The organism is Natrinema salifodinae (assembly GCF_900110455.1).
In the GTDB taxonomy this organism is placed as follows: Archaea; Halobacteriota; Halobacteria; order Halobacteriales; family Natrialbaceae; genus Natrinema; species Natrinema salifodinae.
The window spans coordinates 559,706-574,902 of sequence record NZ_FOIS01000003.1 but is presented as its reverse complement, the minus strand read 5'-3'; the positions used below and the strand labels follow the sequence as shown (position 1 = coordinate 574,902).

Here is a 15,197-nt window from a genome sequence, read left to right as displayed (position 1 = left end):
GCGCCGATAGGCTACATCTGAATCGGTGGTCTCTCGAATGCGCACTCCAGTCGGAACCAAAAGTCAACTATGCATTCATATTCGTGTTGTGTCTATTCCTCGGTCATTATAGTAATTACTATCAATGTAAGTAATGTTTCTTCTTAGAGCGGCGGCCCAATCGTCGACCGGCAGCACAAAACCGGTCGTCTCCGGCGAAGTAATAATTAAGTAACTAGATGCGCCAATTATCGTATGGGTTCGCTGACGTACGACTTCTCCGATGAGACGGTTATCGTCACCGGCGGCTCGTCCGGAATCGGTCGCGAAATCGCGCGCCGATTCGGCGCGGCCGGTGCCACGGTCGTCGTCGCCGACGTGCTCGAGGAACCGAAAGACGCCGACGAATCGATACCGACCCACGAACGAATCGAGGACGCGGGCGGCCGCGCGACGTTCGTCGAAACGGACGTCTCGGATCCCGACGACGTCGCGTCGGTCGTCGAGGCCGCCCGGGAGTTCGGCGGTGTCGACGTGATGGTCAACAACGCCGGCATCTACCGCCACGGATCGCTGCTCGAGACGCCCGTCGATGAGTTCGACCAGGTGCTGGCGGTCAACGTCCGCGGCGTCTTCGCCGGCTGTCGCGCCGCCGCCCGAGAGATGCTCGCCGCGGACGACCCCGGCTGTATCATCAACACAGCCTCGATCAGCTCCGAGTACGCCCAACTCGGCCACACCATGTACGACGCCTCGAAGGGTGCAGTTATGATGCTCACCCGCGTCGCCGCGCTCGAACTCGCGCGCTTTGGCATCCGGGTCAACGCCGTCGCACCCGGTATCATCGAGACCACGTTCGGCGAGGAAACGCCCGACCTCGAGTTCGATCGCACCGTCGACGACCGATTCATCGCCGGCGACGCCGCGCTGCCGGATCCGGACGACCAGGCGATCGAGACGGACATCCCGATCGGCCGGTTGGGGACGCCCGAGGACGTCGCCAGCCCGTACCTGTTCCTGGCGACCGACGACGCATCGTACATCACCGGTCACCTCCTGTACGTCGACGGAGGGTATCAGATCCTCTAGCGCGTCGCGGCGGTATCGACGCGCCGGCGCTTTGCTATCCTGGTAGTAGATCGAATAGCACGTTTGTGACGCCCGATGAGCCGTCGCTATCGGGTGTCGGTTCGCCATCGATCGGTTTTCGACGCGACGCTCAATCGGCACCCTGTTTCGGCGGATGGCCACAGTGCGGACAACTTGCGGCGTACTGCTGGTGGTCGACCGTCCCATCGCAGCGCGAACACTCGTATCGCATACGCTCGTCCTCTATCGCTGATCACTAAAAGGTTGCTACGACAATTGACGAACATCGATCGACGCGGCCAGGCGGCGTTCGACCGCATCGACGTCGCGTATCGAACTCAATCGTCGCCGGCCGCCACGTCGGGTCGGTAACTCTCGCTGATCGCCTTCCACTTGTTCGTGCGGAACCGCCAGTAATTGATGGCGGCGGGAACGGTCGTCTCCGCGAGGAAGGCCAGGTACAGCCCCCAATACCCGAGCGTGGTCGTCGCTCCGAGGTACGCGAGCGGAATCGACCCCCCGAAGATACCGAGGAACTGACTCGCGAAGGGCACCCTCGTATCGCCGCTGGCGTCGAGCGGGCCGGACGCGGCGGCCGTCACGCCCTGAAAGACGACGGCCACGCAGGCGGCGTACACGAGGGACACGGCGATCGGCACCTCCGGACTCGTCGCTCCGTCGGCGAACAGGACGACGAGCCGCTCAGCGACCGTCGCGATACACCCCGCGAAGACGGCGTAGGTCGCGACCGAAAAGCGGACGATCTCGCGGCCGTAGGCCTCCGCCGTCGCCTCGTCGTTCTGCCCGAGCGCCTGGCCGACCAGGCTCGAGGCGGCCAGGCCAAAGCCCCAGCCCGGCGTGTTCATCAGCCCCCAGATGCGGCGGGCGATGACGAACGCGGCGACGGTCGGTTCGCCGAAGTGATCGAGGATGGCGAGCATCGGAAACTCCGCGACCGTCCAAACGAGGTTTCGGGCGCCAATGGGGAGGCCGATCCGCCCCAGATCGCGGATCGTCTCGGGATCGACGTACCGTCCGGTCGGGTCCACGCGAACGGGGAAGGCGCCGATCGCGGGCGCGCGGCCGTAAACGAGTCCGATCGCGAACGCCGACGTGGCGGCGACGTTCGAGAGGACGGTCCCGAGCGCCGCGCCGGCGACGCCCCAGTCGAGCGCGAAGACGAACAGCCAGTTCAATCCGATGTTGGCCACAGCCCCGCCCCCGCGCACCTGCATCGCGGTGTAGGCGTCGTCGGCGCCGACGAGGGTCCGACTGCCGACGAGGTTGAGCCCCGCGAAGGGGATACCGAGCCCGACCACCTGGAGGTATCGCGCCCCGTAGGCGACGGCCCGGTCGTTGCTGCTGAGCAGCCCGACGAGTTCGTGGGGGACGAGCCAGAAGACCAGCGTCACCGGCAGGCTCATCGCTACGACCAGCGCCGTGCTCGAGCGGACCGCCAGGCCCAGTTCGTCGCGGGCATCGGCGCCGTAGCGCTGGGAGACGAGGGCGATCGTCCCGCCGGCGACGCCGCCGCCGATGGCGAACGCGAGCCCCCAGAACGGGCCGGCGAACCCGACGCCCGCGACCGCGGCGGTGCCGACAGCGACGCCCACCATCGCGACGTCGACCGCGTTCTTCGACATCCGGGCGAGACCGGTGACGATGCGGGGCCAGGCGAGTTCGGTCGTTCGGACGGCGCGGTCGCGATCGATAGCGCCGAGGCGGGCGAGCGCGAGTCCGACGGCGCGGATCGCGAGCCGCAGCGGATTGGGGACCGATGGCACGAGGGGACGGCTCTCCGTTCCGGCGGGTCGTCAAAGGCTGTTGGTTCCCCGGCAAGCCCTTCCGGCTCGGTCGCCCGCCGCGACGGACCCCGCCTCCCCACAGGCGTCTATCGGTCCCGCTCGAGCGGCTCGTGAAACGTCACGCTGGCGTCGAAGCCGACCGCCTCGTAGCTCGCCGTCGGCCACTCGCCGGTCGCCGTCAGCACCTCGATCCCGTCGGCGACCAGAACCGTGTCCTCGCACTTCGCTCCCCGAACCGTCGGATTCCACGCGTACGGCAACGGCTCGCTGATCGGCGTCTCCGAGTCCGGCGTCGCGGTCCACTCGCGGCTCTCGTAGCCGATCGCACCGCCCTGGTGGTGGCGTCGCCACTCGTCGGGGTAGTCGACCTCCGCGTAGGCGGTCCGAATCGCGTCGAACACCTCGCCCGCGGTCCCGCCGGATCGCGCCGCCGCCGCGGTCGCCGCCGCTGCCGTCGCGGCGACGCGACACGCCGCCCGGTGGCGGTCGCGAAGCCAGGCGGGCAGGTCGAACGCGACCGTCCGAGTAACGGCGACGTTGTGGCCGCCGCGCTCGGCGACGACCGTCAGGTGGCCGAACTCGCCCAGCGGCGCGTCCGTCGGCGTGAAGTGTCGCTGCGCGACGGCTCGGTCCGCACCGCCCACGAGGACCACCGGCGCGGCGAACCCGCGACGGGCGAGTTCGCGCCGCAGTCGCGCCGCCGCCTCGCGCTCGGTCGTCGCCGAGTCGAGGTCGGCCCCCACGGCCTCGACGGCCCGAGTGGCCGCTCGACACGCCGTCCGGTACCGATCGCGTTCGGCCGCCGGAAGCGACGTCCGGAGCGGCGACGGATCGACCCTCGCCAGGCCGTCGATCGGGACGTCCGCACCCGCCGGCGCGTCGCTTCGGTCGGCGACGGCAGCCGGGAGGGACGACTCGTGCCACTCGTACCGCTCGATCTCGAGCTCGACACCAGCCGCCTCGAGCGCCGGCAGCTCCTCGTCGCGAACGCGATCGATCTCGTTGTTCGGTGCGAGCAGCCGCACGACGTCGCCCTCTGCCGGCACCCCGAGTGCGGCCGCGCCGACATCGCTCGCCGCGTCGATGACGACGTCGCCGCCCGCGAGCCAGGCGACGTTCTCCGGCCGAAGCAGCCACAGTTCCGCGAGCGATCGGTCCGCGAGCGTCTCTCGAATTCGGCTTCGCTTGACAGTCACTGGTCGCTCCATATCTACGCGGAGCGACGGTCTCGCGCATAAGCGTTCCGCCGAGACGGCCGTTCGCGCCGGCGATCGGACGATGTCGTCGGTTCGGAAACGACTGGAACGTTCTGTAATGAAGAACAGTAGTCCGATCATTCACGGCCGCTATTCGGCTCCTCCTTGCCTCTTGGATTACAATCGTAGGAATGTAATCCAAATGCGGACGCCCGCCAGAGCGGCTCGCGATACTGTGCGTGCCCCTCGTGTGGATGGCGGGCGACCGGTCAGTACTCGACTGACCGTACAGTCGACCGAGGGCATCGATGGATCGCCGACTCGCAGCCGCCGCTCGCGGCGAGCGGTGAGTGCGCGGCGTCGATCCGGGTGGCTTTCCGGCTGTCCGTTCGGATGCACAGAAACGAGTTCTGTGCGACAAAACGTAGTTCTGTCTGGGTCAGAGAGGCCGATTCGGCCCCGTATAGCGATCGGCGCGCGACGAACGGATCCCTCGGGCGATTCCCGGCACGATTCGTTTCCGGTCGATAAACACTGGTTAAACACATTTTATAATGTTCTATAATTATTAACGTGATTACATCAAGAACGAACGGTGTTTATTCAAGCACACTAATTTAATAGCCTTTCCGGCGGCAGACAGTGTATGTCGAAACCGAATCATCCCGTTCGGACCGTCAGCCGGACCTTCGAAATTCTCGAAGTGCTTCAGGAACTCGACGGCGCCGGCGTCTCGGAAGTAACGGATCACGTCGACATCGGGAAGAGCGCGGTCCACAACCACCTGACGACGCTGGCGAACCGCGAGTACGTCGACAAGGACGGCGACGAGTATCACATCGGCCTCTCGTTTCTCGGATTAGGCGCGTACGCGCGGAATCGGACTCCGATCTACGACGTCGCCAAATCTCAGGTCGACGAACTCGCCGACGAAACCGGCGAACTCGTCAATCTCCTCGTCGAGAAGAACGGCCGCGGGATCTACCTCTACCAGGCCCAGGGCGAGAACGCGGTCGAACTCGACACCCACGAGGGCAAGCGCGTTCGGCTTCACTGTACCGGCCTCGGAAAAGCGATTCTCGCCTTTCGGCCCCGCGAGGAGGTCGAGGGAATGCTCTCCGAACACGGTCTGCCGAGACTGACGCCCCGAACGATCACCGATCGGGAGGACCTCTACGCGGAACTCGAGGCGATCCGCGAGCAGCGATACGCCGTCGATCGGGAGGAGCGGCTTAACGGACTGCGGTGTCTCGCGGCGCCGATCACCGACGACGCCGACCGGAGCATTGCGGCGGTGAGCGTCTCCTGTCCCGTCCACCGGGTCGACGACGAGCGGTTTCACGAAGCACTCACCGAGGCGGTGCTGGGGACCGCGAACGTCATCGAACTCGAGCACAACTACTCCTGAGCGCCACCGCCTGGCCGGTCGGCCGGTCGGCCGTCGGCGTTCGGTGATGAGAGCGAGTCGGGCGCAACTGATCGCGAAAAGCGTTCGTCTGAGGTCCGTCTCGGCGGTTCGCTTACCGGATGGAGACGGCGGCGACCGTCGACGGCGGCAGCTCCGCGGTGAGGGTACCGTCGCCGGCGACCGAGACCGCGAGATCTTCGGCGACGAACTCGTCGGCGTTGTCGGGAGTCACCTCGTGTGCGGGCTCCTGATCGGCGAACAGGATCTCGGCGCGGACGTCGCCCTCGTCGAGGCTCGCGCCTTCGAGGGAGACGTCGACGCTGTGTGTACCGCGGCAGTCGAGGTTCGTGACGGTGACATATGTCCCGTCGTCGCCGACCGAGGCGGAAGCGCCGACCAGCGGCAGTTCGCGGTCGTCGTCGGCGAGTTCGCGCGTCGGCGTCGATACGGTGGTGCGGACGGCGTCGTTGCCTTTGTGGGACGCGTAGAGGTCGAAGACGCGGTAGGTCGGCCGAGCCCAGGCGTCGTCTTCGTCGGTCTCGACGAGACACTGGAGGACGTTGACGGTCTGGGCGATGTTCGTCATCGTGACGACGTCGCTGTTGTCGTTGAAGACGTCGAGGACGGCCGCCGCGGAGAGCGCGTCGAGGACGGTCCCCGGCTGCTCGAGGCCGTTGTCCGCGGTCGCTTCGGGGTGCCAGGCGCCCCACTCGTCGATGATGACGCCGATATCGCGAGTGGTCGCGACGGCGTTGATCGCCCCGGCCATGCGCTCGATGTGGCGTTCCATCTCGAGCGCGTCCGCGAGGAATCGATCGTACTTGTCCTCGTCGGCCTCGGCGACGGTCATCCCCCGCCCGTAGTAGTGGTGCAGCGTGAGGTGGTCGAGCGGGAACTCCGCGCCCCACGGGGACTCGTTGATCTCCTCCAGGAAGCGGCGGTTCCACTCGTGGCCCTCGAAGCCGCAGGCGATGAGCTCGAGGTCGTGGTCGAGCATCAGGTTGTCCATCGTGCCGACGTACGTCGCGAACCGGCGGTACTCGCGGGCGTACTGTTCGGGCGACATCTGGCCGCCACAGCCCCAGTTCTCGTTACCGAGCCCCCAGTATTTCACGCCGTAGGGATCCTCGTGTCCGTTCTCCCGGCGGCGGTCGGCCAGTTCGGTGTCACCGTCGTAGTTGCAGTACTCGACCCAGTCGGCGGCCTCCTGGGGGTCGCCCGAACCGACGTTGGCCGCGAGGTACGGTTCGGTCCCGATTCGCTCGCACAGTTCGAGGAACTCGTCGGTGCCGAAGGCGTTAGACTCCTCGGGGCTCTCTTCGGGGCCCTGCGCCCAGAAGAGGTTGCGACGCCGCGGGCGCTCCTCCCGCGGGCCGACGCCGTCCTCCCAGTGGTAGTCGTCGGCGAAACAGCCGCCTGGCCACCGGAGCACGGGGAGGTCGAGATCGGCCAGTAGGGAAACGGTGTCCTCGCGGAACCCGCTCTCGTCGGCGCGCTCGCTGTGCCAGATACCGTCGTAGATGCAGCGACCGAGGTGCTCGGCGAAGTGACCGTGCACTTCGGGGGCGATTCGATCGATAGCCGCCTCAGTATGCACTGTTATGTGTGCGTCTGTCATGCACGAGTGTTGTGTGTTCCCGACTGGACCATAAATGATACGGTTATCGACACCTCTTACAGTCGCGTCGGTCCGGCGATTCGACCTGAACCGTATAAACCGAGTTCTACCGCCGGCATTCGTCGTGATTCGACGGGTTTCGGCGATATCTACGAGAGGCAACGATACATTAAGGGGGCGGAGATCGGAATATTTCCGAAATGTGTATATATTAGTATTTAGTTTTTGACGACGTATGCCAACACATGACGATAGACCGCCGTCGTCGAGCGGTGACTCGGGCGATCCGCCGCGCTCGAGTTCCCTCGGCCGGCGGCGCTTCTTGCAAACGACGGGCATCGCGGCCCTGACCGGCGCCGCCGGCTGTACGGGCTATATCGGGACGTCACGCGACGGTGTCGAGTACTGGACGCTCTTCGGCGGCGGTGACGGCGCCGTCATGAAGGAGATGGTCGACGGGATCAACGAGAGCGACGACTACGGGGGATTGCGGATCAACCGCCAACGGGTTCCCTGGGACGAACACTACGGACGCCTGTACACGTCGATGGTCGGGGGCAACCCGCCGGACATCGCGGTGATGCACTCCCGGATGATGCGGGACTATCAGGACAGTCTCGTCTCGGTCACCGACGAGATCGGGGCCGACCCGTATCTCGACGAAGTGGTCGATGGTGGCCTCGTCGACGGCGAGCAACTCGCCGTGCCGATCGACACCCACCCGTTCGGGCTCTACTACAACAAGGAAATCTTCGCGGAAGCCGGTCTCGATCCGGAGGATCCGCCGAACACGCCCGACCAGTTCTACGAGGCGGCCAACGCGATCGTCGAGAACACGGATTACTGGGCGCTGGACTTCCACGAAGGAGAATACGCGGCCGAGACGATGCGGATGCTCCTACAGAGTCGGGGCGGACGGCTCCTGACCGACGACTACGAACCCGCCTTCGAGACGGACGACGGCCTGGCGGTCGTTCAGGAGATGCACGACTGGGTCCACGAACACGAGTGGGCGCCCGTCGATCCGACCGCCGGGTGGGACGCGTGGAACCGCGGCGAAGTCGGCATGAAGATCGAAGGGACCTGGCACGTCACCGTCGTCCGCGAGGCGGGCTTCGAATTCGGCATGACGGAGCCGTTCGTCATGCCGGACTCGGACGATCCCGTGACGGTCGGGGACAGCCACATGCTGATCATCCCCGAGAGCGAGGAGCGCAACCGAGAGCGCCTCGAGGAGACGATCGAAACCGTCCGCTTGCTCTCACAGGAGTTCAACGACCGGTGGGGGTACGAGGCCGGGCACCTCCCCGCCAGCGAGGCGGCGCTCGAGAGCGACGCGCTCCGGGACTCGGAGACCTGGTCCCAGACGCTGGAGACGTTCTACGGGATGGTGGAGAACGACCAGCTCGTCCGCCCGCCCGCGACGCCGAACGTCGAAGAGTACATCGAACAGATCTACCAGCCGCTCGACGATATGCGCGCCGGGAACATGACTCCGGAAGCGGTACTCGAGACCGCCGCGGAGGGCGTCAGACAAACGTTTAACAGGCGATAATATGGCACAAGCGAACCAACAATCCGACGCGAGCGACTCGGGACTCGTCGACCTCTCGAAGTCGTCGACGCGCGAGTGGATCGCGGGGGCGACGTTTGCGATCCCGTATCTCCTGATCGCCGGCACGTTCCTCTTCGGTCCGCTGGCGCTCGCGCTGTACATGAGCTTCCACGACTGGAACGCGCTCGAGCCGGCCCAGTCGCAGTTCATCGGCCTCGAGAACTACCGGATCCTGCTCTCGGATCCGGACTTCTGGAACGCGCTGTGGAACACCGTCTACTTCGTCGCGCTCTCGGTGCCGCCGATCATCGTCGGCTCGTTGCTGTTGGCACTCGGCGTCAACCGCGACGTGAGAGGCAAGTGGCTGTTACGGACGGTCTTCTTCAGTCCGTACGTGCTGACCGTCGCCGTGGTCGGGCTGCTGTGGTCGGAGATCTTCAGCGCCTCGGGGCTCATTCCCTACTACCTCGGCGGCGGCAACTGGTTGACCTCCCACGAGCTCGCGATGCCCGCGATCGCCATCGCGACGGTCTGGTGGCAGCTGGCGTTTAACTTCATCATCCTGCTGGCCGCGCGCCAGAACGTTCCGGATCGCCTCTACGAGGCGGCGAAACTAGACGGGGCGAGCAGTTGGCGGATGATGCGCGACATCACGGTTCCGCAGATGAAGAATCCGCTCGTCTTCATCGTTATCGTAACGTTCGTCAACTCCTTCCAGGTGTTCGGCCAGCCGTACATCATGACCGACGGCGGCCCGTCGTTCTCGACGACGACGATCGTGTTGTACCTGTACGAGACGGCGTTTACCGGCCGCCAGTTCGGCTACGCCGCCGCGGTCGGCTACGTACTGTTCATGCTCCTGATCGCGGTCTCCGCGACTAGCTACTACTTCCTCGGACGTGATACCCAATGAGTACGGACTCACAGCGCTTGTTCGACGGCGTCTCGCTGACCAGCGATCGGCTCCGAACGATCGGCCTGTACGCCGGGCTGTACGGAACGGCGTTGCTGTTCCTGCTCCCGTACTGGTACATGTTCGCGACGTCGTTCATGACCCGGGACCTGGTCTACTCCGAAGTGCCCCACCTGATCCCGTGGGACCTCACGCTCTACTGGTACGAGTACCTGCTCACCAACTCGCTGATCGTCCAGTGGACGGTCAACACGGTCATCCTGGCCGGGGTCACGACGATCGTCGTAATGCTGATCGACGCGATGATCGCCTACTCGCTGACCAGGCTCGACTGGCCGGGTCGCCGCGCCATCTTCGCGGTCATCGTGGCCAGTTTCATGGTGCCGGGCATCGTCAACCTCGTCCCGGTGTACATCATCGTGAGCGAACTCGGGCTCGTCAACTCCGTCTGGGGCGTCGTGCTCCCGAGCGCCGCCAACCCGTTGGGCGTGTTCATGCTCGTCCAGTTCTTCAAGGATATCCCCGAGGAGTTAGAGGAGGCGGCCCGCCTCGACGGGTTCTCGCGGCTGCGCGTTTTCTCGCACATCGTCTTGCCGCTGATGCGGTCGGCGCTCGCCGCGCTGGGACTGTTCATCTTCATCTGGACGTGGAACGCCTTCGTCTGGCCGCTGCTCATCTTCCAGGACGACGCGATGTACACGCTGCCGATCGGCCTGGTGACGCTACAGGACAATCTGGGCGTGACCGAGCCTGGCGTGATCATGACCTCGGCAGTGGTCGCCTCGGTACCGCTGTTGCTGGTCTTCCTGGTGATGCAGAAACACCTCGTGCGAGCCGTCGAAATGCAGGGGACGACGAAGTGACCATGTCCGGGACGCAACCGCAATCGCGACCGCAGGCACGACCGCAACCGCAGACGCAGCCCTCCGAACGGACGCAAGCGACGCCGCGGGATCCGGACGTGGACCCGGTGTACGCCGCGGCCCGGCGGACGACCCGATTCGTCTGGACCCACCTCGTCTCGGTGATCGGGATCAGCCTCGCCTGGTTCCTGACGGCGCTGCCGATCGTGACGATCGGGCCCGCGACGGTCGGCGCCTATCGCGCGGTGCTGTCGCTGCGCGAGGACGGCGCCGACCGCGTCGACCGCGAGGCGGTCCTCGCGACCGTCCGCCGCCAGTTCGTCCACGCGACGCTGCTCGCGCTCGTCCCGGTGGCGCTGGTCGCCATCGCGGCGAACTACGCGCTCGCCTATCTCGCCACCGGGACGGTCGCGGCGGGGCTGCTCGCGCTCTGTTGTACGTACGCGGGCCTGTACGCCTGGCTCGTGTCGATCCCGGCGCTGCTCGGGGTGGCCGCGGGCGAGTCCCCGACCGCCGCGCTGGCGACGGGCTACCGCTGGACGGCCGCCCACCCCGTCGGCGCGGTCGCGCTCGGCGTCGTGACGGTCGCGTTGTTCGCCGTCACGACGCTGCTGACCGTCGCCGTGGCCCTGCTGTTCGCCGGCGTCGCGTTCGCGTTTCACGTCGAGTTCGTCGCCGGCGTCGGCGACGGACCCCTGACACTCACACCATGATCCACAGCACATCCACCGACCGTTCACGCACCGCCACCCCGGCGACGGGCGAATCGACGCGCCAGGCAGTTTCCGCAGCAGAACGGAGTTCACCATGAGTAATACGGAGGACACGACCGCACCGGTAACGTTCGACGACGTTCGGAAAGTGTACAACGACTACTTCGTCGCCATCGAGGCGTTCAACGCGCGCATCGAGGACGGCGAGTTCATCACTATCGTCGGCCCGTCGGGGTCGGGGAAGTCGACGCTGCTCCGGATGATCGCCGGCCTCGAGACGATCACCGAGGGAGACATCAGGATCGGCGACGAGAGCATCAAGGGCGTCGAACCGCAGGACCGGGGCATCGCGATGGTGTTCCAGAACTACGCACTGTACCCCCACATGTCCGTCGAGAAGAACATGGGCTACGGGCTCCGGCTGACGACGGACCTGGCGGACGACGAGATCGAACAACGGGTCCACGAGACGGCCGAAATGATGGGTATCGAGGACGAACTCGACAGCAAGCCCAGCGAGCTCTCGGGCGGCCAGCAACAACGCGTTGCGACGGGCCGGGCGATCGTCCGTGATCCGAAGATCTTCCTGATGGACGAACCGCTGTCGAACCTCGACGCGAAGCTCAAGGTCCACATGCGGACCGAACTCCAGCGTCTGCAGGAGGAACTCGGGACGACGACTATCTACGTCACGCACGACCAACACGAGGCACTGACGATGAGCGATCGGATCATCGTCCTCAACGAGGGCGAACTACAGCAGTTCGCGTCCCCGGACGAGGTGTACAACAACCCCGCGAACCGATTCGTCGCGGACTTCATCGGGAGCCCCGCGATGAACTTCTTCGATGTCGTGGCGAGCGGTTCGACGCTCGTCGGCGACGGATTCGAGTACCAGATCCCGTCCCGAATTACCGACGAGATCGACGGCACCGCCGCCGACGAGCACGAACTGGGTATCCGCCCCGAGGACATCACCTACGACGCGACCGGCGCGAACACGATTCCCGCGACCGTCGAGGTGGTCGAAGTCGCGGGCAGCGACAACTTCGTCTACCTGGACATCGAGGGCGACGAGTGTCGCGTGCGGGTGCCAGGCGACGTAAAGCCAGACGTCGGCGAACAAGTCGACCTCGCGTTCGATCCCGTCGACATCCACCTCTTCGACGGTCAGACCGGCGAGAACCTGCTGGCCGACCTCCGCACGACCGAGCCCCGCGACGCCGATCGGTCCGCTGCGTCGGAGACCGAAACCGAGGCCGAGGAGCCCGCTTGAGGCGTCGACGAAGCCGTTGCCGGCGATTTGGTTCCGTGGACGGTGACGGAATCGGTCGCGATTCCCATCGCGGCCGTCGCTGCAGGCGGGCGTCTCCTACCGGCGTGTCACGAAGATTCGTCGGCGAGCCGCTCGCGACTATATTTTCGAATTATTTCCATCACTAACTATTATTAACTGAGAGCGTTACTAGAGTCTTATGGGTGAGCATACCGACCACCCCGATTCGAATCGGTCGATGAGACGACGACAGTACCTCGGCGTTCAGGCCGCAGCCACGGCCGGCCTGGTCGTCGGCGGTGCGGGCCTGGTCGCCGGCGCCAGTGACGATGCCGTGGACGGCACCGAGCAGGGAGACGGCGACGAAGACCGAGCGGACGACGAAGCGGCCGAGTCGTTCGACGCGATGGTGACGATGGACGCCGACGAGCGCGGCGAGCGTGACGTGCCGGAGACGCTGTTCGGCCGGTTCGCCGAACATTACGGGGCCCACGAGATCTACCCCGGGATCTACGCGGAACACGTCACGAACACGGCGTTCGTCGCCTGGGGCCAGGTCCAACCGGACCACGTCTCCCACGTCTACGGGTTCGACGAGGTCGGTCGGTACGACGGACTCCCGTTCCCCTGGGAGCCGGTCGGCGACGAGGCTGCGTTCGAGCGACCCGAGGAAGGCGGCGTTCGCGGCCTCGGTACGTGGGAGTCCGACGGCGGCTGGCCGGCCGTCGATCGGGAGCCCCGAAACGAACACCAGCGGGTCGTCCTCGACGACGCGGTCGGCGGGGTCAAACAGCGACTGCCACTCCCCGACTGGCGGACGCTCGCCTACGAGTTCGGGCTCTCGGTCCGCGCAGACGGGATCGACGCCCTCGACATTCGACTGACCGCTCCCGACGGCGACGTGCTCGCAAGCGCGGCGATCGAGGGCCTCACCGACGAGTGGGAGCGCTACGACGGGATCGACCTGGAACTCGCGGAGCGCAGCGGCAGTACGCTCGAGGGCGGTGCCCTAGACGACGTCGCGTCCCCTTACGGCGAGTACGTCCTCGAAATCGTCGCCGAGGGGACGGGCCACGTCGATCTGGACTGGCTCTCCTTGCTCCCCGCGGACGCGGTCAACGGAAAGTTCAACCCGACGACCATCGAGTTGATGGACGACCGGAACGTCTCGCTGCTGAAGTGGCCTGGCGGGAACGTCACCAGCACCTACAAGTGGGAAGACGGGATCGGCCCCGTCGAGGAGCGGCCGATCAGGCCGAACGTGGTGTGGAACGGCCTCGATCCGAACCTCATGGGGACCGCGGAGTACGTCGAATTCTGCGAGGTCACCGACGTCGAAGCGACGATCACGGTCGGCGTGACCGTCGAGGACACCGACCGCGAGTTCCAGCCGCCGGAGCCGATTACGCCCGAAGACGCCGCAAACTGGGTCGAGTACTGCAACGGGTCGACCGATACCGAGTACGGCGCGCTTCGGGCCGAACACGGCTACGAGGAGCCGTTCGACGTGCAGGTGTGGGAGATCGGTAACGAGGTCTGGGGCGGCTGGCAGGCCGGCGGCACCCACGACCCGGAGCAGTTCGCCGAGCGCACGACCGAGTTCATCGAGGCGATGACGGCCGTCGATGATTCGATCACGGTGATCCCCGACGGAATGGACCCCATGTACGGGGACGAGAACCTCCCGGATCCGGAGCGCTGGAACGACACCCTGTTCGACGTGATCGGCAGCGATCTCGACGGGATCGGCATGCACCGGTACAACTGGGGCATCCGCGACGAGGACCCCGGCAGCGTCGAGGAGTGGAAGGCCGAACACGACGCCGACGCACTCGATTACAACGAGGTGTTGCTCATGTTTCCGACGCAGTTCGGAGAGCTCATGGGCGAGACCGCCGATCTGGCGGCGTCGCACGGCCTCGAGGAGCCGGAGTTCTTCATCGGCGAGTGGGGACTGTACCCGACCGTCGCCGACGGCGATCCGTGGCCGGGGATGCCGACGATGGCGGGCGCCTCGTACGTCGCGGGGATGTTCAACGCGTTCATCCGACAGAGCGACCACGTGCGGCGGGCGAGTCACACGCACCTCCCCGTTCGGATGTTCCCGCCGGAGCACGTCGATCACCCGGCGGATCCGAACCCGCTGCTCCCGGTCGGGTTCACGCTGGGGCTGTACGCGTCCGTCTTCGACGGCGATCGGACGTGGAACGTGATCGACGCGGCCGTCGACGGCGAGACGCGTGATATCCCCGAAACAGGGGTCCGGATCCGGGCGATGGAGGACGTCCCGTACGTCGACGCGGTGTCGATGGCGACGCCGGACGGGGACGCCCTCTGTACGTTCCTCACCAACCGGAACCTCCGGACGGACGCGTCCGTCGCGATCGAGGTTCCCGACGCGGTCACCCCTGCCGAGGCGACCGTGACCGTCCAGCGACCGACCGGCGACCCCCACGACGAGCAGGACGGACTCGGTGACTACCCCGACTCATGGTACGACTGGGACGCGGCCGTCTACGAGGTCGCGACCGAGACGGTTCCGGTTCGCGAGAACGGAACGCTCGACCTTCGGCTCCCGCCGTCGGCCGTCGCCCGGATCGAGATCGAGGCCGGCGCCAGGCGGGGGCCGCCGGAGCGCGGCGACGGGTCCGGCCGCGGGCCGCGGAATCACGCGGACGAGAACCCGGGCCGCGGACCGCCGGAGCACGCGCGATCGACCGACGCAGCGGAGTGCAACGAGTAGCAGTTCCGCAGACAGGTCACGGAGGCGAAGAGTTACGGC

Annotated in this window: 11 protein-coding genes; 8 read left to right on the top strand and 3 right to left on the bottom strand. The window is 66.0% G+C overall.

Features of this window, described 5'->3' with window-relative positions; all coding sequences use genetic code 11:
- Positions 1–234 precede the first annotated feature (234 nt).
- On the top strand, positions 235–1,068 hold the full coding sequence (locus BMY29_RS12820) for an SDR family NAD(P)-dependent oxidoreductase (protein WP_049991794.1): 834 nt from the start codon (positions 235–237) through the stop codon (positions 1,066–1,068).
- Positions 1,069–1,406: 338 nt separating this feature from the next.
- Here the strand turns inward: BMY29_RS12820 and BMY29_RS12815 are convergent, their stop codons facing one another.
- The gene (locus BMY29_RS12815; RefSeq protein WP_049991793.1) at positions 1,407–2,852 is read right to left on the bottom strand and encodes an MATE family efflux transporter; all 1,446 of its coding nucleotides are present in this window, start codon (positions 2,850–2,852) and stop codon (positions 1,407–1,409) included.
- Between the two features lie 107 nt (positions 2,853–2,959).
- Positions 2,960–4,081 carry a M24 family metallopeptidase gene (locus tag BMY29_RS12810; RefSeq protein WP_049991792.1) on the bottom strand — a complete coding sequence of 374 codons (1,122 nt, stop codon included), beginning with the start codon at positions 4,079–4,081 and terminating at the stop codon, positions 2,960–2,962.
- Positions 4,082–4,715: 634 nt separating this feature from the next.
- On the opposite strand from BMY29_RS12810, the gene BMY29_RS12805 reads away from it, so the two are divergent.
- Entirely contained in the window at positions 4,716–5,477 is a 762-nt protein-coding gene (locus BMY29_RS12805) for an IclR family transcriptional regulator (protein WP_049991791.1), read from the top strand.
- Between the two features lie 112 nt (positions 5,478–5,589).
- Here BMY29_RS12805 and BMY29_RS12800 read toward each other — a convergent pair whose 3' ends face one another.
- Positions 5,590–7,095: an alpha-N-arabinofuranosidase gene (locus tag BMY29_RS12800; protein ID WP_049991790.1), complete on the bottom strand. Its 1,506-nt coding sequence runs from the start codon at positions 7,093–7,095 to the stop codon at positions 5,590–5,592.
- Between the two features lie 235 nt (positions 7,096–7,330).
- Between BMY29_RS12800 and BMY29_RS12795 the strand changes: the two genes are divergently transcribed.
- From BMY29_RS12795 to BMY29_RS12770, 6 genes are all read left to right on the top strand, one after another.
- On the top strand, positions 7,331–8,650 hold the full coding sequence (locus BMY29_RS12795) for an extracellular solute-binding protein (RefSeq protein WP_049991789.1): 1,320 nt from the start codon (positions 7,331–7,333) through the stop codon (positions 8,648–8,650).
- 1 nt (position 8,651) lies between these two features.
- Positions 8,652–9,563 carry a carbohydrate ABC transporter permease gene (locus BMY29_RS12790; RefSeq protein WP_049991788.1) on the top strand — a complete coding sequence of 304 codons (912 nt, stop codon included), beginning with the start codon at positions 8,652–8,654 and terminating at the stop codon, positions 9,561–9,563.
- Entirely contained in the window at positions 9,560–10,426 is an 867-nt protein-coding gene (locus BMY29_RS12785) for a carbohydrate ABC transporter permease (RefSeq protein ID WP_049991787.1), read from the top strand. The genes BMY29_RS12790 and BMY29_RS12785 overlap by 4 nt, the downstream gene beginning before the upstream one ends.
- Positions 10,427–10,428: 2 nt before the next feature.
- Entirely contained in the window at positions 10,429–11,139 is a 711-nt protein-coding gene (locus tag BMY29_RS12780) for a YesL family protein (RefSeq protein ID WP_241471322.1), read from the top strand.
- A 94-nt stretch (positions 11,140–11,233) separates the two neighbouring features.
- Positions 11,234–12,415, top strand: coding sequence for an ABC transporter ATP-binding protein (locus tag BMY29_RS12775; protein WP_049991786.1), 1,182 nt, complete (start codon positions 11,234–11,236; stop codon positions 12,413–12,415).
- 199 nt (positions 12,416–12,614) lie between these two features.
- The gene (locus tag BMY29_RS12770) at positions 12,615–15,158 is read left to right on the top strand and encodes an alpha-L-arabinofuranosidase (protein WP_143067698.1); all 2,544 of its coding nucleotides are present in this window, start codon (positions 12,615–12,617) and stop codon (positions 15,156–15,158) included.
- Positions 15,159–15,197: the final 39 nt, after the last annotated feature.